Raw genomic sequence first — 18,571 nt, 5'->3', positions numbered from 1 at the left:
GATTAACAATTCTGCAGTATTTCACTTGAGAGTCGCTGCAGGGTATTGCACCTTTATAAGCAGTCTATAAAAGAACTATTCAAGACCTAGGGGCATAGAAATGCTGAATTCCATGTGGTCAGGTATCCGCAACCTGACTGTTATTACTCTTCTGGTGGCTGTCGTAGCCCAGTCACAGGCGCAGGGTCGCCTGGATCTGGCTGGCCTGGCGATCTACACCGATACCGCTCGCGACATTTATGTGGCGGGCTTGCGTACTTCCGATGGCCAACCCGTTCCCGATATGAGCGCCCTGCAGGGCCCCATGATCATGGAATATCGGATTACTACCCGTCGAATCAGTGCCCGGGGTTTCTCCGGTACCTTGCTATTGCAGGCCGAGCTTGGCTCTGGTCAGCGGGCTCCCGATGCGGTTGTCGACGCTCTAAGTGAACTGAAAAGCACCATGCAGGGTTCATTGTTGATGGGCGACCAGTTTGAGATTGGCCTGACCGAGAACGGTAATACCGTCTTTAACCTCGACGGTACACGTCTGTTTGATGTCGATGGCAGCGAGACTTTCGGATTCCTTCTGCAGGGTTGGCTGGGTTCCTCTGCTTCCGCGTTGCTGCGCGAGCCATTGAGCTCCGGCAACCTGGATGAGACAGTGATGAACCGCTTTGAGAGCCTGATCCCGCTCAATGACCGGGTAGAGACTGTCGCCGGCTGGGCAGACGGTGCTGAAGAACCCGAGCAGGTGGCCGCGGCGCCAGAGCCAGAGCCCGAGCCCGAACCCGAACCGGAGCCTGTGGTGGCGGCAGCGCCTGAACCCGAGCCCGAGCCTGAAGTGGATACCGCTGCAGCTGCTGCGGCCGCCGCTGCAGCCACTGTTGCTGCAGCTACACCTGCCTCATCACCCGTTTCTGCGCCAGCGCCAGCGGCAGCTCAGCCGGAGCCTCAGCCCGAACCACAGCCGGTTGCGGTCGCTGCTGCGCCCCAGCCTGAGCCGGAGCCCGAACCTTTACCTGAACCTGCGCAAGCGCAGCCTGAACCAGCGCAGCCCGCCACCGACGATCCAGCCTACGCGCTGGCGGAGATGGATGACCGGGAGTACCAGCGTCAACTGAATGAATACCTGGCGACTGTACTTGGCATGGTATTCCGTGAGGTGCGTTATCCGCGCCGTGCGGTGAATCGTGAACTCGAGGGCAAGGTTGAGATGTTGGCGGAAATCAGCCTCGAGGGTAAGCTACTTTCGGTTGAAGTGCTGGAGTCTTCAGGCCATGGTCTGCTGGATCGCGCCGCGGTTACCGCCGTGGAAGAAGGCGCTCCATTCCCCCCTCTGAGCCTGGTGGCCCAGGAAGAATTCATCTCGGATGACGGCACAAACTACGTGCTGATGATCCCGGTTAACTTCCGGCTGCAGTAAGCAGCCGGGGGTAACCCCACCTCCTTTCGTTTTAACCGAAGTCCGGGAGCCAGCCCCCGGACTCCTTCCAGCGATTGACAATATCGCAAAACAATTCAGCGGTTCGTTCAGCGTCATACGCCGCTGAGTGGGCTTCGCTGTTGTCGAAACTGATCCCCGCTTCACCACAGGCCTTGGCGAGTACGGTCTGGCCATAGGCAAGACCTGAAAGTGTGGCGGTGTCGAAGAAGGAGAACGGATGAAAAGGGTTGCGCTTGATGGCGCAGCGTTCTACTGCCGCATTGATAAACCCGGCGTCAAAATGCGCGTTGTGGCCCACCAGAATGGCCCGGCTGCAACCCTGCTCCCTGATCTCCTTGCGCACGGCACGGAAAATATCGCCCATGGCTTCCTCCTCATCCACCGCTTCGCGGAAGGGGTGGTAAGGGTCAATGCCGGTGAAATCCAGAGCCGCCTGCTCGATATTGGCGCCCTCGAAGGGTTTTACATTGAATTCCAGGGTGCGGTGAACAGCCATCATGCCGTCTTCGTCCATACGCACGAGTGTGGCAGCTATCTCCAGAATGGCATCTGTGCCGGCATTGAAGCCGCCAGTTTCCACGTCGATGACAACCGGCAGAAAGCCGCGAAAGCGGTCACAGATACGATGTTGGGAACTATCCACGTTATCAGGCCACCTGCCAGTTGAGTGATTCGCCGGCGGAGAGGGGTTTGAGGATGTCTTCGCCGAGTGGGATATCGGCGGGCACCGGCCATGCCTGTTTGCGCAGGGTAATCGTGTCGCTGTTGCGCGGCAGGCGATAGAAGTCGGGGCCGAAGTGGCTTGCGAACCCCTCCAGTTTGTCCAGCGCGTCGCACTCCTCAAACACCGCCGCGTAAAATTCGATGGCCGCGTGGGCGGTATACACCCCAGCGCAGCCGCAGTCGGTTTCTTTGCGATGGCGGGCGTGAGGTGCAGAATCAGTACCGAGGAAAAACTTCGGGTTGCCGGAGGTGGCGGCCTCAATCAGTTCATTCTGGTGAATATTGCGTTTGAGAATCGGCAGGCAGTAGTAATGGGGGCGGATGCCACCCACCAGCATGTCATTGCGGTTGAACATGAGGTGATGCGCGGTGATCGTCGCCGCCACATTGTTGCCTGCCTCGCGCACAAACTGCACGGCGTCGCGGGTTGTGATGTGCTCCAGCACGATGCGCAAGCCTGGGAAACGCGCGGCGATGGGGGCCAGATGGCGGTCGATAAAGACTTTTTCACGGTCGAAAATATCGATCTCGCTCTCGGTGACTTCGCCGTGAATCAGTAGTGGAAGGTCCGCTTCTTCCATGGCAGCGAGTACCGGGAACAGGCCGTCCAACTCGGCGACACCGGCATCGGAATTGGTCGTGGCGCCGGCGGGGTACAGTTTCACCGCGTGGACGAAATCCGAGGCGGCTGCCAGCTGAATCTCGGCTCCATCGGTCTGGTCTGTCAGATAGAGTGTCATCAGTGGATCGAATTGCCGCGGCAAGCCGGCCATGGCGCGCTGGATCCGGTCGCGATAGGTCGCGGCCTCGGCCACACTGGTTACCGGCGGTGTCAGGTTTGGCATGACGATGGCGCGGCCGAAATAGCGGGCCATATCAGCGCAGGTCTGTTCCAGAGCGGCACCGTCTCGCAGGTGGACGTGCCAGTCGTCGGGGCGGGTGATGGTAATTTCGTTCACGTTGTCAGCCGAGATAGCGAGAAAACGCGCATGCTACCACAAAAGGAATATCACCCCCGCTATTCGCCAATAACATAGCTGGGCGCTCGCTTGCGTCAGGGCAATGAATTCCCGCGCCGGTTCCAGTAGAATACGCGGCCTTTTTGAGCAATCTTCAATGGAGCAAGACATGTCAGACGTGAAGAAAGTCGTACTGGCCTATTCTGGCGGCCTCGATACCTCGGTAATCGTGCGCTGGCTGCAGGATACCTACAACTGTGAAGTCGTGACCTTCACCGCCGATATCGGCCAGGGCGAAGAGGTCGAGCCGGCCCGCGCCAAGGCTGAAGCCATGGGGGTCAAGGAAATCTATATCGATGACCTGCGCGAGGAATTCGTGCGCGACTTCGTTTTTCCCATGTTTCGCGCCAATACCGTCTACGAGGGCGAGTATCTGCTGGGCACATCAATTGCCCGGCCGCTGATTGCCAAACGCCTGATCGAGATCGCCAACGAAACCGGGGCCGAAGCGATTTCGCACGGCGCCACCGGCAAGGGCAACGACCAGGTGCGTTTCGAGCTGGGTGCCTACGCACTTAAGCCGGGTATTCAAGTGATTGCTCCCTGGCGTGAATGGGACCTCGGGTCCCGCGAATCTCTGATGCAATACTGCGCCGAGCGCGATATTCCGGTCGATTTCGCCAACGCCAAGAAAAAATCGCCTTACTCGATGGATGCCAACCTGCTGCACATTTCCTACGAGGGCGACTTGCTTGAAGACCCCTGGGCCGAGCCTGAGGAAGATATGTGGCGCTGGAGTGTGAGCCCTGAAGACGCCCCCGATGAAGTCACCTATATGGAGCTGACCTTCGAGAAAGGTGACGTGGTGGCCATCGACGGCGAGGCCATGAGCCCAGCCACAGTGCTCGAAACCCTGAACAAGGTGGGCGGTGCCAATGGTATTGGCCGCGACGATATCGTCGAGAACCGCTACGTGGGTATGAAGTCACGCGGCTGCTATGAGACTCCGGGAGGCACCATTCTGCTCAAGGCGCACCGTGCTATAGAGTCGATTACCCTGGACCGCGAAGTGACGCACATGAAAGATGAGCTCATGCCGCGTTACGCCAAGCTGGTTTATAACGGCTACTGGTGGAGCCCGGAGCGCAAGATGCTGCAGGCGGCTATCGACGAGTCGCAGGACGTGGTGAACGGAACGGTTAAGCTCAGGCTCTACAAAGGCAATGTGATCGTTGCCGGCCGTAAATCTGCTGACAGCCTGTTCGATGAAAGTATTGCTACTTTCGAAGATGATGCCGGCGCTTACGACCAGAAAGATGCGGAAGGCTTCATCAAGCTTAACGCTCTGCGTATGCGGATCGCAGCGAACAAGGGACGGGACTTGCTTTAGAACAGCAGCTCCGGTTGGAAGGAAGCCTATGAAACTGTTTTTTAAATATCTGGCGCTCGCTCTGGTCCTCGTGATCGTTGGTCTGGCGCTCACGGCTTCCTGGTATTTGCGCTGGGATGAAATTGAACCGCCGCAATTGCCCGGCCAGGTGCAGGGAGGGTCGCTCGAGCACGAGGGTCTGGAGCGCAATTGGTTGGCCTATGTGCCTGACGCTGCCGGCGAAAACCCGCCGCTGGTACTCGTGCTTCACGGATCGATGTCTGATGGTACTGTCGCTCGTTCGGGCACGTTCTACAGCTTCGATGTGCTGGCTGCGCGCGAGGGTTTCGTGGTTGCCTACCCAGACGGAATTGAACAGCACTGGAACGATTGTCGGATGCACGCCAACTATGCCGCTAACCAGCGCAATATTGATGATGTTGGCTTCTTGCGGAAACTGGTGGCAGATTTGGCCGAGCGGCATGGTATCGACCAAACAAGGGTGTATGTCACCGGCATTTCCAATGGTGGCCATATGGCCTATCGCATGGCCATGGAAGCGCCAGAGCTGATTGCAGGCGCAGCGCCAGTCGTCGCGAATATGCCGGTGCCGGACAATCTGGATTGTGAGCAGCGTGGCGAGGCTGTGCCGATGTATATCCTCAATGGTACCGATGACGGCATCAATCCCTATGGCGGCGGGACGGTGGAGCTGTTCGGCGATGCCAGCCGGGCGCTAGTGCTATCGGCAGAGGCCAGCGCGACTTACTGGGCCGAACTGGCGGGATATAGCGGCGCTGGAGTGCGTGAGGCTTTGCCTCAGAGTAATCCGGATGATGACACTAGCCTTGAGCGCCTGGTATGGAATGAGGCGGACAAAGCACCTGTGGAACTGATGACTGTGCGCGGCGGGGGGCACCAGTTTTTGCATCCTGTATACAGCGGCCCGCGCATTCTGGGTACCACCAGCCATCAGGCGGATGGCGCAGAACTAATCTGGGCGTTCTTCTCCTCTATTTGACCCGCTTATTCACGGCACGGGGTAGGGTAGCGGCAGCACGATACTGAGTGCTTCGCTATTCCCTTTGCCGAGATTGCGATAGCCGTGCTTCTGGTCGCCAGGAAACGCAAGCACATCACCGGCCTCGACCTCCCAGCTCTGCCCGCCCACTGCGACACCGACGCTACCGAGTAAGGTCACAAGGTATTCCTTAGTGCCCTGCAGATGGGGCTTGCCCGCCATCGAGCTTCCCGGGACGAACTGCATCCGGTCGATTTCGATCCCCCGCACCTTGTCTGGCATCAGCTTGTGAACCTGGACCTTACCACCGCTGCGCTTGAGTATCGGCACCTGATCTGCCTTCAGCAGGCTGCACTCGTTGCGCGGGCGCGACAGCAGTTCCTCGATATTTACCCCCAGGGCGGCAGCCAGCTTGCACAAATTGGTGAGTGAGGGGTTGCCCGCACCTGATTCCATATGGGTAAGGGTCGAGCGGGGAATACCCGCTTTCTCGGCTAGTTTTCCCTGGCTCAGTTCGCTGCGCTTACGCAGGGCGATGATGTTGTCGGCCAGGTAGGCTGATACGTTCTCGAGTTCACTCACGGGCGGCTCCTCTATTAGCATGTTGGCAATATATCAGCCAAAAAGACAAAATAATGCCCAGCAAGGATATGCTTCAACTGTCGCTGACACAACACAGGAGTAAGTATCATGCGAATTGAACATGCCAATATTACCGTAACCAATGTGAATGCCAGTGTGGCCTTCTACCAGAAGCTGTTTGGGGCCCACATTCGCTGGCAGGGTACCACCAGTGCTGGCAATCGGGCTGCCCACGTGGGCGTTGAGGACACTTACCTGTCACTCTTTGAAGCCGACTCTGAAGGGCGCGCTCCGGCAGGCTATGAAAAAGTGGGCTTTAACCACCTGGGCTTTGAGGTAGATAGTCTGGATCACTTTCGCACTCTGCTCGGTGATCTGGGGGTAGAGCCCACCGAGGTGGAGGAATATGAGCCAGGGAGCAGATTGTATTTCTTCGACCCGGACGGCAATGAGATCGAGCTGATTGAGTACTAGGTGCTTTGTATGTGCCAGAAGCTGATGCTGCGGGCCGGCAATTCTGCCGGCCCTTTTTGTACAGGCTTAGTGAAAGTTGCGGGATTTTAACCGCAGGCTCTCCAGTTCATGGGTGTAGTCTTCCAGTTTGCCAGCGATCACGTGAATCACGCTGTCCACTGTTTCCAATATGCCGGTGACCAGTAGCAGCTGCCCGGACATCAGTGCCTGACGAAAGTGCTCCTGAGTGCGCTGCCACACCACGATATTGCTGTTGCCGGTTTCATCTTCCAGGGTGAGAAACAATACACCCGAGGCACTCCCCGGGCGCTGGCGACAGGTGACCAGGCCGGCAATCCGCACAAAACGTTTATTGCCCAATGTCGCAAGATCGCTGTGACGCTTGCAGCGATTGAAAGGCGCGCGCTCGCGCAGCAAGCTCATAGGGTGGGCGCGCAAGGTGAGGCCGGTGGCGCGATAGTCTGATAATACTTCTTCGGCCACTGCGGGTGCTGGGAGTAGCACCTCGTCATTGAAGTAGCGGCCGCTCTGGTATTCCTCGTCGCGCAGCAACGGGCGGCTCTCCTCCAGTGCCATGATCTGCCACTGACTCTGGTGACGATGGCCGCTCAAGCTGTTAAGAGCGTCGGCGTCCGCCAGGGCTTCCATATCGCGTTTATTCAGCTGTGCCCTGCGGCGCAGGTCGCTGACCTGGCGAAAAGGCGCTTGCTGGCGAGCCTCTACCAGGCGCTGTGCGCCCTCGCGGCTGAGGCCTTTGACCAGTCGTAGGCCCAGGCGCACGGGGTGCGTCGGGTCATCCAGCAGTTCGTGGTCCCACAGGCTCTGGTTGACGTCGATGGGGAGCATGGCCACGCCGTGGCGACGGGCGTCTTGTACCAGCTGTGAAGGTGAGTAGAAACCCATGGGCTGGCTGTTGAGCAGGCCGGCGAAAAACGCCGCCGGGTGGTGGCGTTTCAGCCAGGACGAGACATAGGCCAGCAGGGCGAAGCTGGCGGAGTGGGATTCGGGAAAGCCGTAACCGGCAAAGCCCTTGATCTGGTTGAACAGCCGGCGGGCGAAGTCTGCATCGTAGCCGCGCTCGATCATGCCCTTGGTCAGCTTCTGTTCAAATTCTCCGAGCCTGCTATCGCGGCCCCAGTTGGCAATGGCCCGACGCAGTTGATCCGCCTCACCGCCGGAGAAGCCCGCTGCCACCATGGCCAATTTGATGACCTGTTCCTGAAAGATGGGCACCCCCAGAGTGCTCTCAAGGACTTCTTTGATCGCCTCTGAGGGGTAGGTGACAGGCTCCAGCCCCTGCTTGCGCCGCAGATAGGGGTGTACCATGTCGCCCTGGATAGGTCCTGGCCGGACGATGGCGATCTCGATCACCAGGTCGTAAAAGCAGGCCGGCTTGAGTCGGGGTAGCATCGACATCTGGGCGCGGGATTCGATCTGGAACACGCCCACGGTGTCGGCTTGCTGCAGCATCTGATACGTGGCTTTGTCTTCCTTGGGTATATCGCTCACGGTTTTGATGGCGGGGTTGTAGCGGTGCAGCATTTGCAAGCTTTTACGAATAGCTGAAAGCATGCCCAGGGCCAGTACATCTACCTTGAGCAGCCCCAGCGCCTCGATATCTTGTTTGTCCCACTGAATTACCGTGCGCTCGGCCATGCTCGCGTTTTCCACGGGCACCAGTGTGGAGATGGGACTGCGGGTAATCACAAAGCCGCCCACGTGTTGCGACAAGTGGCGCGGGAAGCCGAGAATTTGTTGGACCAGCGAATAGAACAGCTCCGCCTGGTGATTGTGGCCAGCCACGCCCTGTTCCTCGAAGCGCTGTTTGAGATCCCCGGTGCGGTCCCACCAGGCCATGGAGCGGGCCAGATCGTCGACGAAGGCTGGGTCCAGTCCCAGTGCCTTGCCCACATCGCGCACGGCACTGCGGGCGCGGTAAGTGATGAGAGTGGCGGCCAGCGCTGCACGCTTGCGGCTGTACTTACGGTAGATATATTGGATGACCTCTTCGCGACGCTCGTGCTCGAAGTCCACATCGATGTCTGGCGGCTCGTCCCGCTCCTTGGAAATGAAGCGCTCAAACAGCAGTGAGATCTGTTCCGGTGATATCTCGGTGATGCCCAGGCAGTAACAGACCACCGAGTTGGCGGCAGAGCCCCGGCCCTGGCACAGGATGCCCCTGGTGCGGGCGAAGTCGACGATGTCGTAAACCGTGAGGAAGTAGTATTCGTACTCAAGCTCCTCAATCAGCGCCAGCTCCCGCTCGATACGCTGTTGGACTTTAGCCGGTACGCCCGCGGGCCAGCGGCGTTTACTACCCTCGGCGACCAGTGCACGCAGGTGGCTGTTGGCACTGTGGCCCTCAGGCACCACTTCCTCCGGGTACTCGTAGCGCAGCTCCTCCAGGGTGAACTGACAGCGGCGGGCGATGGCAACAGTCTCCGCAAGCAGTTGCGGGTGGTATAGCCGGGCGATTTTTTTCATTGAGCGCAGGTGCTGTTGGCTGTTGCCCAGACGGCGCATGCCTAACTGGGCGATACTGGTGTTGTGATGCAGTGCGGTGAAGACATCGTGCAGTGGCTTGCGTGCTGCCGCGTGCATACGCACATCGCCGCAGGCCACAGGGGGTATGTTCAGCGCCCGGGCCATAGCCAGCAGCTGTTGCTGGCGGCCCACCTCGTTGTTGCCCAGCAGATGGCTGATACCCAGCCACACCCGCTCTTTGCACAGCCGCGCCAGTTGCTTGCCCCAGGCCCGGCTCTGTTCGCTGTCTTCTTCCGGCAGCCAGATCAGCAGGCAGCGCTTGAGATGAAAGATCACATCGCGCAGAGAGGCCTGGTATTCCCCCTTGGGGCTGCGCCGGCGGGCGGTGCTGATCAGCCCGGAGAGTTCAGAGTAGGCCGCCCGGCTTGGTGCCAGCGCCACCAGCCGGAAGCCTTCTTCCAGCCGGAATTCGCTGCCTACAATCAGTTGGATGCCCGCCTCTTTTGCCGCCACGTGAGCCTTCACTATACCTGCGAGCGAGCATTCATCGGTAACGGCTATCGCCCTGTAGCCCAGCTGCGCCGCCCGCTCCACCAGTTCATGGGGATGGGAGGCGCCGCGCAGGAAGCTGTAACAGGACAGGCAGTGGAGTTCGGCGTAGATTGACATATACTGTATATTTATACAGTATTAAGAGATTCGTCAATCCTGACGTTCAGCTATCCGCCGGCTGACTACCCCGAGAGCACCGCGCCCCACAGCATGGGTATAGATCTGGGTGGTGGTCACATCCTCGTGCCCCAGTAACTTGGTGTACAGGTACATCAGGGCATTGAACGCGGTGCGCTGGGTAGCGGGCGAGACGCGCGCATGTGCCGCCAGGTGATTGAGAAATGCCTAGATGTCCGCCTTCCCCATTTTTGTCGGGTGGCGCTTGTTGTGAAAGTGGATGTAGCGCCTGATCCAGTGCAGATAGGTGCGCTCGGTAGGGTAGGCATAACCCCGGCTACAATGCGTTGGCCGTTGTTCATGGGAGATGATCGCGTATGCCTGACAATCCAGCGCCAGACTGTTGATACTGTTGGATTTTCTACGCCTGCTTTCCCTGAACAAAGGGCGAAAAATTAGTCAGTGCACAATGCCCTTTTCATTGTGTAAGCTTTTAGCGCAACACCATCTTCCCCAACGCGATGGTTTAAATGGATTTTCCCAGGTAAGGAGCAAGTGAATGCCCCGATCACACCAATACACGCGCACAGCCAAAGCCCACAGAAGTAGCTGTTATATTTCGATCAGGGATATGTCTATGTATAGGATTTTTCTTACGCTACTTTTACAGTTTGTCGTTTCAATCAATAGTCAAGCGAGCACGGAGGTTGAAGTATTCGAGCCGATTGACAAATTGTTCGCAGCTATATCGAATGTGAAGCACCAGGATATGAGGGCCACTGTTACGGAATCCTTTGTTCTGTTGGAGGATGGTGAGGTATGGACTATTGAAGATCTAATTAGTGTTGTTTCCCCGTCTGAATACGCCAGAACAAATTTTTTCAGCATTATCAACATCGAAACAATGAATGATATTGCTCTAGTTAATTACTGGAATAAAGCAAACTTTGACAACAAGAAGAGCAGCGAAGATGTGATTTGGCTGGAAAGTGCGGTTATCAAGAAAGTGAATGGTATGTGGCTAATTTTACAAATGCATTCCACAAGGTTAGAGCCTAACGCCGTGTCTGAAAATGTCGTTTTTACCCAGCAAAAAATATAACAAGTTTAGCCAGCGACGCCACTTCGTGGCTGGACAGTTTTTCCGCGGCTTCGCCGCTCCAAAACAGCGACTGCTAAAGGCGTTATGTTTCCTGGACTATGAAGAAAACGATTAGAATCGAGCGCCTGTCATCGATCACTCTACTAAAGATCATGTTGATCACATCCGTTTTTCCTTGGATTCTGATCGATACAGTTGTCATTCTTTTTCATCTGTTTAGCGGCGATTTTGTGGTGAACTACAATCAGGGAAAAGGTGAAGATGCAGTGGCACAGCAGATTTCTCTAGCAAAGTTTGTGTTAGTGTCTTACCCACTCATAGTCGCTTTTGGAGCATTCTTTACCGCTATGCTCTGGCTGCCTTGCGCGTTCTCACTATGGGTATGGTCGAAAATTTCAAAGATGAGTATTTCCTACTATGAGGCCAGAGGTAAAGAAACATAACAAGGCGGGGCACAATCGCCCGCAAGCGGGCTGGACTCAGCACTGCGTCCTTCGCCTGTGCCAGCGGCGTTATGTGGCCCTCATTCAAAGTCAGGACGTAATTCTATGATCACTCCATACGTATTTGTTCTGTTCTGGATTGTCTGCGGAGGAATTGCCTGGAAGGTGGCAACCAACCGGCAAGGTAATGGTCCACTTTGGGCAGTTATCGGCCAAGTGTTTGGTCCATTCTCTATACCTTTCGCTTTTCTGGTTCGTCCTAAGGTTCGATCATGAATGTACCGATCGGGCCACATAACAAGTCAGGGCTAAGGACCGCTTACAGCGGCCTCAGCCTGAAGAGTTATGTGCTGTTCCACGTACATGCTTGAAGGCAATTTGGAGAGAGTAAATGAATGAAGTGGAAACCGAGAGCCTGATTACCGAGCTAATTGAGCTTTCTCATGGCACTATCGATCCTAGCGCGGAGCAAATTCGTAACCTGTTGAGCGGTAATCTGCAGGGCCCCTTTCATTTTGTGAATCTGCTAGTTTTTAAGGAGGTTGCTGATTATCCCTCCGACCATGAGCTGGCTAGTCATCAACTAAGCGGTGCCGACGCATATGATAAGTACGGAGCGGTAGCGTTGTCGCAAGTTACCAAAAGGGGTGGACGCCTTATAACCCTGAACAACATTGAGAAAAAAGTAGTAGGAGATTCCAGAGATTGGCATCGAATCGCAACAATGGAGTATCGAAATATTGAAGCATTCACCGACATGCTCATGGATCCAGAGTATCAGGCGGCTCTGGTTCATCGAGAATCTGGTCTAGAGGCAACTGAAGTGTTGGTAACAAGACCCCTGATAACAGAGCCTATCGGATGAATGTCCTTCGACACATAACAAGTCAAGGCAACGAAGGCGCTTCACGAGGAGGTTCCGAGTGAGTGAAGTGGCACTGCCTGTAACAAATGAAAATGTACTAGAGTTCTATGACTGGTTATTTGCTCCCTGGGTTAAAGAAATGGGGCTTCAAGATATTAACGTATCTCATGGTCAAGCCGTTGCAATACTTCCCCAGAACGAGAAGTTGCAGTTCTCTAACGGCGCAATTTGTGGCCAAATCATTATGTCTGCCATCGACACCGTGGCATCAATAGCGGTGGCAACAACCGATCGCTTGTCAAAAGGCACCGTTTATCAGCACACTCACTTCTTACGCCCCGCACTTTCAGACAATCTACGGGTGGAGGCGCAGGTTTTACGGTTCGGCAAGACTACGGCATTCTTGGAAACCAAAGTGACGTACGTATCCTCCGAAAAATTGGTGGCACATGCTTCATTAGAGTTTGCTTTCTAAGATATGGGTGCTGCATAACAAGGTAAGGCACTCGGAGGTCAAAACCGCTGCGCGGTTTTGCCGTCGGTGCTTGCGGCGCTAAATGTCTATCCTGCGAATATATCGGAGATCTAGATGAAAAAGGCATCCTGCCAATGCGGTCAGTTAACAGCCTCTTGCCCAGACGGATACTTGATGCATGTTCAGTGTTCTTGTGTAGATTGTCAGCGGCGTACGGGTACACCTTCAAGCTTCCAAGTCTGGTACAAAGCAAGCGAAGTGCAACTCTCAGGAAAATACAAGATATTTGAACGAGCCGCACTTAGTGGTAACAACTTACGATCTGGCTTTTGCCCGAATTGTGGTACTACGTTATTTGTCGAGCCGCCTATGGGGTTAGCGCTTTTCGACGTAGATGTTATCCAAATAGCTGTTGGATGCTTTTTTGACCCGGAATTCGATGCGCCTGAAATGGCAGTTTGGACGCGTGATATGCCAGAGTGGATTCAGGCAGCACCTCTAAAAGAGTTCCAGTATGAGAATCAAGGAGAATCCTTGGAAGCCATTAAAGAAGATTTAGCAAAGTTAGGCAGGCTTTAGACCAATGAGGTCGGCTTCAAACCGACAAACCACATTCAACAAGTCAAAGCATCGAATCGCCAGCAAGCTGGCTCACCGCTGTTTGAGGCGTTACGTGTCTAATGAATAGAATCAATCCGAAGAAGCTACTCAATAGCAAATGGACGGCCATAGAACCGACCAAGAAAGAAAAGCACTTCATAGTATCTGAAGTTGAATTCGACGAAGAGGACGTTGTCGTTCTGTGTTCCATTGAAGCAGTGATGTCAAAGCGATCTATTCGAATAGACTGGCATGAGCTGGAAGATGATAGTAGGTGGCTGCATGGTTGGAAATAGACCCGAGAAATTGGATCTTGCACCTAACAAGTCGATGCCAAGGGGGCGCAGTAATCGGCGTCCCTGCTTGAAGCGTTATGTGCACCAGAGGTTCTCAAGTTGACGAAAATAGTCATTTTTGGAAATTCCTCTTCTGGGAAATCGACTCTCGCTAAGAATCTCTGTAGATCAGAAAAATTGGCGCACTTTGATCTGGATACTGTTGCGTGGAAGCCTGTTTCGCCGCCAGAACGAAGATCACTCGCAGAGTCTCGAATGGAAATCGATGGCTTTGTCGCATCCAATTCAAATTGGGTAATCGAAGGTTGTTACTCTGATCTGATAGAGTTCGTTCTATCTGAGGCCGCAGAATTAGTCTATATGGATCTACCTATAGAGGCCTGCATCGCAAACGCAAAGAGACGGCCTTGGGAATCGCATAAGTATGAATCAAAGAAGGCGCAAGACGAGAATTTGCCTATGCTTATAGAATGGATATCGCAATACGAAAGCCGTAATGACACATTTTCGCGTTCAGCACACCAGGGCCTGCTCGAGCGGTTTTCGGGCAAGAAAACGGTGTTTACGGGCAATGAAGTCTGCACATAACAAGCACTGGTAGTTCGTCCCTATGGGGCCGGGCGCGCAAACGGCTGCGCCTCGGTGGGTGTTTGCGTTATCACTGGTACAAACAATGTGGAGATTTCTATGTCTGCACCGGTACCCACAGAAGAACAGATAGCGAAATTGCAATCAATGCCTGCTGACGAGCCAGTAGGCGCATTGAATCTATTCCATTTCAATGAGCAGGCCCAGTATCAACAGGATGGCCCAGAGTATGGAGCGCCAGAGGCGGACATCACGAGGGGGGAAGTCTATGCCTGTTACGGGGCAATTAGGCTATGTATTGGTAGTTCAGTTTAAACCGACAGCCGTTCATCCAGGATGGGCGGTATCAGAATTTCAGCTTGGCTTTGCGATTTTTCTGAAATACATATGAGCAACAGTAGGCTCCATAGTTAATGCGTAAAACGGACAGAAAAATTGAAAACGGTATCAGAGAGGCGCTTACTGAGGTTTGTGATGTCGCCCTTAAAGACGTTGAAGGATTCAAGTGGTTAACGCATTTTGTGAACTACAATGCCTTCCCTGATTCATTGTCGGTTGTTTGTGTGTTCGACAAACAAAGCGATTTATCATTGGCACTAGTGAACCACCACGATGAATTTATAAGATCATTGATTGGTGAAAAGCTTAGAGCCTTGGGTGTTCAGATCAAAGACATAGGGCGGCAAGTAAGCTTTGACACCGAAGAAGACTGTGATATCGAGAATGATGGCAATTGGAAAGCGCGGTTCAGATGATCACGTTCCAGCAAGAGCGTTTCACTTCGGGAAGATGTGAGCAGTGCTCCGCCCCAAGTCTCGGGTTCTGAATATGAGTATCTACAGCGTAAATGTCAGGCAAGGATTTGCAAGAACGCCTGATGGGGTCCGCATTGCCTACCAGGTTTCCGGTCGCGGCCCGGCACTGGTCTGTTGTCATGCCATGGGAAGCGATCACACGATGTATGACAGCCATCGAGATCGGTTTTCTCAAGCTAATACGTTTATCACGTTTGATCAGCGGGGTTCGGGCGCATCTGATCATCCGGCTTTTGAGGAGGGCCCCGGGAGTCCATACACAGTTGAGAAATTTGGCGATGACCTGACAGCAGTGCTGGACGAGCTTGGTGTTGAGAGCGCCATTGTGCTGGGGTTTTCTATGGGCGCTATTCCGGCCCTGTCATTTTCTATCCGTTCTCCAGGCCGGGTGAGTCGTCTGATTCTGGCGTCAGCGATGGCCTCTCGGTTGCCCCAGCCGATTATAGAGCGAGCAAGATTAGTCGAAGATATGTTGGACAGAAAAGGGATCGGAGAAACCTACGACTTCTATTTTTCGGGCGCGTTGTTCGAAGGGCTGATGGAACAGGAAGAATTTCGCGATCGCATTGCACAGGCCCGGGTAAGAGCGACGGAGCAAGGATTCAAAGGCTGTTTTCGAGTCACTATTGATCGACCAAGTTTGGTGCACAAGCTTGATGCCATAACGTGCCCTACATTGATTCTGGTAGGCGAAAACGACACGCACTACCTGGCCGAGGCTGTACTTTTGCAAGAAAAAATTGAAGATGCCAGGAGAGTGGTTTTGCCGGGTGTCGGTCACGCGATGAGCATGCAAGATCCGGGGCAGTTTGAAGCTGAGGTGATGGCATTTATTCAATGATAGAACGAGTGTTGTATCCAGAAAGAGAGGTAGCAGTGAATGAAAGCTATATGGAATGGCAAGGTCCTGGCGGAAAGCGACGACACAGTGATCGTTGAATCAAACCATTATTTCCCGGCAAGTTCGATTGTTCGCGAATATTTCAAAGATAGTGCTGCTAAATCTGTTTGTCCCTGGAAAGGTGAAGCAAGCTATTACGACCTGGAAGTGGATGGTGAAGTGAACAGGGAGGCTGCCTGGTACTATCCTGAAACGAAGGAGAAGGCAGCGCATATCAAGGGCATGATTGCATTCTGGCGTGGTGTGCAAGTAGTCCTCTGACATTGGTGATGATATCAAGGAGTTCCCATTAAAAGCATAGGCCTTATAGCGTTACTCTTTCTCTTGTCTGCCTGTGGGGGTATTCCTGAAGGAATCGAGCCTGTATCTGGCTTTGATTTAGAAAAGTACTCCGGTAAGTGGTATGAGGTTGCCAGGCTAGACCATCGCTTTGAAAGAGGCCTTGAGAAAGTCACGGCCACTTACCTGATAAATGATGATGGTACTGTGCGTGTTGAGAATCGAGGTTTTTCAACGAGCAGTAACGAATGGGAAGATGCTGTAGGGAAGGCAAAATTTGCGGGAGATGAAAGTGTCGGGCATCTGAAAGTGTCGTTTTTCGGGCCATTCTACGGATCCTATGTGATCTTCGAGTTAGATAAAGAGAACTATCGATATGCCTTTATCACTGGAGGCGAAAACACTCTTTGGCTTCTTTCCAGGACACCTACAGTTAGCGAGCAAATTAAGGAGAGATTTCTCAATAGAGTTGGAGATGCCGGATATAAAACCGACGAATTGATTTTCGTCAATCAAGAGTAGCGCCGTTGTCGTATGAGACAGTTAGAGAAGCAATCGAGATCGACAGCTTACCCGGGCCGGCTATTTGTCCGTTGAGAGTCAGGTTTGAGTGAGATAACGCTACAGGGATATATCCTGGTTCCAGAAGAGGATCTGGCGGCCGTCGTGGCAGAGTTGCCCATGCATATTGCGCTAACGTTGCAAGAAAGCGGTTGCAAGGCTTTCGAAGTTACACAAGATTCTGGCGATGCGCGAATATTTCGGGTGTATGAAAAGTTTTCCAACAGGTCTGCCTTTGAGGCACACCAAAGCCGTGTTGAAGGATCGCTGTGGGGTAGCATTACTGCTAACGCTGAGAGGCATTACGATATTAGTGAGGGCAGCTAGCATTGGTCGCAACCTGGAACTGGCTATGAGTAACTTAAATGAGTGTTAGCGGTGGCTGCAATTGCAAAAATATTGAAATCAAGTGGCATACCATTGATTTGAGTCTAGTGCCCAGGGCTTGCCAATGCGACTACTGCTTATCGAAAAGAGCTGCGTACGTCGCGAAGTCGGGAACGAGTTTCGAGGTCACCATTCGCAACGAAAATCTACATACGAAAGTTCGGCACGGGAGTAACAGTGCGGTATTTCACGAGTGTGCTAACTGTGACCAGATGGTTTTTGTCACATCCGAAATTGATGGCGCGCTATTTGGCGCTCTGAACGCAAATCATCTCGATAACAAGTTTGGTTTTTCGGTCGCAGTGAAGCGCAATTTCAGCGATCAAACGGCCGAGCAAAAATGCGAGCGCTGGCGCCAAAATTGGTGTCATCCGGTTGTAATAAAAGGCTGAACGAGTCGGCGGGTAATTCTTCTTATGCACTATCTGTTTTTGTTATTGATCTGGATTACGCCGGCAGTTATCGCCGGCATGCTCGGCTGGTCAGGAATCTGGGGCACGGGTAGTGCGTTTGCCGAATACCTGATTCCGCTCCCTGTTGCCGGCGGCGCTTTTCACATTCCAGGGCTGGTACTGAGTTTTTTGGCGTTTAAAGCCATTAACACTGGAGAAGAGGGCATAAAGCACGCTATTGCTTATGGTGCCTTCGCCCTGTTTGTTGTCATGCTCACGCTGCATCTCGATTTCGAGCGCTTCTACAATTGGCTGACTACCGATTACCAACCCGCCGGGTCTCCCATTCGCTTTGAGAGCAACATGCTCTTTCTGTTCACTATTTGCGATGCGTTCTGGGTTTGGATTTATGCAATGATCAAAGGAGCGCGATTCGATAGAACAAATGTCACGATCGCGGTTCTCGCGCCCCTCGCTGTGTTAGCGGCTCAGCATGTGGCCAATAAAGTGTCTGGCCCTGAATTTTCGATTGGTGGGGTGGCGCCTGGAGACAACCGTGGCCAGGAAACCCAGTTCATCTTCACCTCAGCAGAATATGACGAAGAGTTGCTGCTGGGTTGGCTGCGCGAGAAAAGCTCACTCGGCGTCCCCTGGATGAATGCCAACACTGAGCATGAAGCGATTGTTTTTACAAACAGTATGCAGCTTCTCAAGTGGGGCAAGTATGGCGAGATAGATAGCAGCAATACCATTGCGACCGTATGTAGTTACGAAGAAGATAAATCTCGGAGCATTTATGAAGGTTTGTATGACTGCTTCGAGGGCAGAGAGACCACTCATATGAAGGTGGCTAGAATCGCGACTGAGAATCCTACCGGACTGCATGTCTGGGTGGACAGCTGGTATGCGCGAACCGTCATGTGTGACACGGTGACGATTCCTGATGACAGGTTGCGCCGCGATATCGCGCTGTTCAACACCTGTATGAACCTGAGCACTGATTTTGATCGAGACATGCAACGGTTTGAAGATGCTTACGGTGACAATCCAGAGGCTATGGCCCTGATTCGCGCGCGGGTTGATGAGGTGGGTTTGCCTAAATCTATTCCGCCAATGGGGAGGCCTTAACATGGTTTCAGGGTGCGTTTCGCACAATG

Annotated in this window: 23 protein-coding genes and 1 pseudogene; 18 read left to right on the top strand and 6 right to left on the bottom strand. The window is 53.8% G+C overall.

Going from position 1 to position 18,571, the window contains the following annotated elements; all coding sequences use genetic code 11:
- Nucleotides 1-100 precede the first annotated feature (100 nt).
- Nucleotides 101-1,408, top strand: coding sequence for an energy transducer TonB (locus tag EY643_RS16285; RefSeq protein WP_153240219.1), 1,308 nt, complete (start codon nucleotides 101-103; stop codon nucleotides 1,406-1,408).
- Between the two features lie 31 nt (nucleotides 1,409-1,439).
- Here the strand turns inward: EY643_RS16285 and rnt are convergent, their stop codons facing one another.
- Both rnt and pyrC read right to left on the bottom strand, forming a co-directional pair.
- Nucleotides 1,440-2,072: a ribonuclease T gene (gene rnt, locus EY643_RS16280; RefSeq protein ID WP_153240218.1), complete on the bottom strand. Its 633-nt coding sequence runs from the start codon at nucleotides 2,070-2,072 to the stop codon at nucleotides 1,440-1,442.
- Between the two features lie 4 nt (nucleotides 2,073-2,076).
- Nucleotides 2,077-3,111, bottom strand: coding sequence for a dihydroorotase (gene pyrC, locus EY643_RS16275; protein WP_153240217.1), 1,035 nt, complete (start codon nucleotides 3,109-3,111; stop codon nucleotides 2,077-2,079).
- 169 nt (nucleotides 3,112-3,280) lie between these two features.
- On the opposite strand from pyrC, the gene EY643_RS16270 reads away from it, so the two are divergent.
- Nucleotides 3,281-4,501 (top strand): argininosuccinate synthase, encoded by a 1,221-nt coding sequence (locus EY643_RS16270; protein WP_240732740.1) that lies wholly within the window; start codon nucleotides 3,281-3,283, stop codon nucleotides 4,499-4,501.
- Between the two features lie 28 nt (nucleotides 4,502-4,529).
- Nucleotides 4,530-5,501 (top strand): CE1 family esterase, encoded by a 972-nt coding sequence (locus tag EY643_RS16265; protein WP_170287432.1) that lies wholly within the window; start codon nucleotides 4,530-4,532, stop codon nucleotides 5,499-5,501.
- Between the two features lie 9 nt (nucleotides 5,502-5,510).
- On the opposite strand, the gene EY643_RS16260 is transcribed toward EY643_RS16265, so the two are convergent.
- A complete protein-coding gene (locus tag EY643_RS16260) occupies nucleotides 5,511-6,083 on the bottom strand; it encodes a helix-turn-helix domain-containing protein (protein WP_170287431.1) in 573 nt (190 codons plus the stop codon).
- A 108-nt stretch (nucleotides 6,084-6,191) separates the two neighbouring features.
- On the opposite strand from EY643_RS16260, the gene EY643_RS16255 reads away from it, so the two are divergent.
- The gene (locus EY643_RS16255; RefSeq protein ID WP_153240213.1) at nucleotides 6,192-6,557 is read left to right on the top strand and encodes a VOC family protein; all 366 of its coding nucleotides are present in this window, start codon (nucleotides 6,192-6,194) and stop codon (nucleotides 6,555-6,557) included.
- 66 nt (nucleotides 6,558-6,623) lie between these two features.
- Here EY643_RS16255 and EY643_RS16250 read toward each other — a convergent pair whose 3' ends face one another.
- From EY643_RS16250 to EY643_RS19915, 3 genes and pseudogenes are all read right to left on the bottom strand, one after another.
- On the bottom strand, nucleotides 6,624-9,710 hold the full coding sequence (locus EY643_RS16250; RefSeq protein WP_153240212.1) for an error-prone DNA polymerase: 3,087 nt from the start codon (nucleotides 9,708-9,710) through the stop codon (nucleotides 6,624-6,626).
- Nucleotides 9,711-9,743: 33 nt separating this feature from the next.
- Nucleotides 9,744-9,866, bottom strand: a complete 123-nt coding sequence (locus EY643_RS19870) for a hypothetical protein (protein WP_276612654.1) — start codon at nucleotides 9,864-9,866, stop codon at nucleotides 9,744-9,746.
- Nucleotides 9,867-9,893: 27 nt separating this feature from the next.
- Nucleotides 9,894-10,154, bottom strand: a pseudogene (locus tag EY643_RS19915) (site-specific integrase); the annotation flags it as partial.
- A gap of 193 nt (nucleotides 10,155-10,347) precedes the next feature.
- Between EY643_RS19915 and EY643_RS16235 the strand changes: the two are divergent.
- The 14 genes from EY643_RS16235 (at nucleotide 10,348) to EY643_RS16175 (ending at nucleotide 18,542) form a co-directional block, all read left to right on the top strand.
- Entirely contained in the window at nucleotides 10,348-10,812 is a 465-nt protein-coding gene (locus EY643_RS16235; RefSeq protein ID WP_153240210.1) for a nuclear transport factor 2 family protein, read from the top strand.
- A gap of 98 nt (nucleotides 10,813-10,910) precedes the next feature.
- Nucleotides 10,911-11,255, top strand: a complete 345-nt coding sequence (locus EY643_RS16230; protein WP_153240209.1) for a hypothetical protein — start codon at nucleotides 10,911-10,913, stop codon at nucleotides 11,253-11,255.
- 391 nt (nucleotides 11,256-11,646) lie between these two features.
- Nucleotides 11,647-12,120, top strand: coding sequence for a DUF1330 domain-containing protein (locus tag EY643_RS16225; RefSeq protein ID WP_153240208.1), 474 nt, complete (start codon nucleotides 11,647-11,649; stop codon nucleotides 12,118-12,120).
- Nucleotides 12,121-12,178: 58 nt separating this feature from the next.
- The gene (locus EY643_RS16220; protein WP_153240207.1) at nucleotides 12,179-12,595 is read left to right on the top strand and encodes a PaaI family thioesterase; all 417 of its coding nucleotides are present in this window, start codon (nucleotides 12,179-12,181) and stop codon (nucleotides 12,593-12,595) included.
- A gap of 114 nt (nucleotides 12,596-12,709) precedes the next feature.
- Nucleotides 12,710-13,174, top strand: coding sequence for a GFA family protein (locus EY643_RS16215; RefSeq protein ID WP_153240206.1), 465 nt, complete (start codon nucleotides 12,710-12,712; stop codon nucleotides 13,172-13,174).
- Nucleotides 13,175-13,275: 101 nt separating this feature from the next.
- Entirely contained in the window at nucleotides 13,276-13,491 is a 216-nt protein-coding gene (locus EY643_RS16210; RefSeq protein WP_153240205.1) for a TIGR02450 family Trp-rich protein, read from the top strand.
- 255 nt (nucleotides 13,492-13,746) lie between these two features.
- The gene (locus EY643_RS16205; RefSeq protein ID WP_240732739.1) at nucleotides 13,747-14,079 is read left to right on the top strand and encodes a hypothetical protein; all 333 of its coding nucleotides are present in this window, start codon (nucleotides 13,747-13,749) and stop codon (nucleotides 14,077-14,079) included.
- Nucleotides 14,080-14,492: 413 nt separating this feature from the next.
- Complete coding sequence (locus EY643_RS16200) at nucleotides 14,493-14,834, top strand: Fis family transcriptional regulator (RefSeq protein WP_153240203.1); 342 nt, start codon at nucleotides 14,493-14,495, stop codon at nucleotides 14,832-14,834.
- A 73-nt stretch (nucleotides 14,835-14,907) separates the two neighbouring features.
- On the top strand, nucleotides 14,908-15,735 hold the full coding sequence (locus EY643_RS16195) for an alpha/beta fold hydrolase (RefSeq protein WP_153240202.1): 828 nt from the start codon (nucleotides 14,908-14,910) through the stop codon (nucleotides 15,733-15,735).
- A gap of 39 nt (nucleotides 15,736-15,774) precedes the next feature.
- Nucleotides 15,775-16,056, top strand: a complete 282-nt coding sequence (locus EY643_RS16190; RefSeq protein WP_153240201.1) for a DUF427 domain-containing protein — start codon at nucleotides 15,775-15,777, stop codon at nucleotides 16,054-16,056.
- A gap of 63 nt (nucleotides 16,057-16,119) precedes the next feature.
- Nucleotides 16,120-16,596 carry a lipocalin family protein gene (locus EY643_RS16185; RefSeq protein ID WP_240732738.1) on the top strand — a complete coding sequence of 159 codons (477 nt, stop codon included), beginning with the start codon at nucleotides 16,120-16,122 and terminating at the stop codon, nucleotides 16,594-16,596.
- 144 nt (nucleotides 16,597-16,740) lie between these two features.
- Nucleotides 16,741-16,962 carry a putative quinol monooxygenase gene (locus tag EY643_RS16180; RefSeq protein WP_240732916.1) on the top strand — a complete coding sequence of 74 codons (222 nt, stop codon included), beginning with the start codon at nucleotides 16,741-16,743 and terminating at the stop codon, nucleotides 16,960-16,962.
- A gap of 38 nt (nucleotides 16,963-17,000) precedes the next feature.
- Complete coding sequence (locus EY643_RS19940; RefSeq protein ID WP_476729740.1) at nucleotides 17,001-17,414, top strand: GFA family protein; 414 nt, start codon at nucleotides 17,001-17,003, stop codon at nucleotides 17,412-17,414.
- A 24-nt stretch (nucleotides 17,415-17,438) separates the two neighbouring features.
- Nucleotides 17,439-18,542 carry a hypothetical protein gene (locus tag EY643_RS16175; protein ID WP_153240198.1) on the top strand — a complete coding sequence of 368 codons (1,104 nt, stop codon included), beginning with the start codon at nucleotides 17,439-17,441 and terminating at the stop codon, nucleotides 18,540-18,542.
- Nucleotides 18,543-18,571: the final 29 nt, after the last annotated feature.

It is taken from the genome of Halioglobus maricola, assembly GCF_009388985.1.
GTDB lineage: Bacteria > Pseudomonadota > Gammaproteobacteria > Pseudomonadales > Halieaceae > Halioglobus > Halioglobus maricola.
Note: the sequence above shows the minus strand (reverse complement) of the source record. Positions and strands in the feature narration are given on the sequence as shown.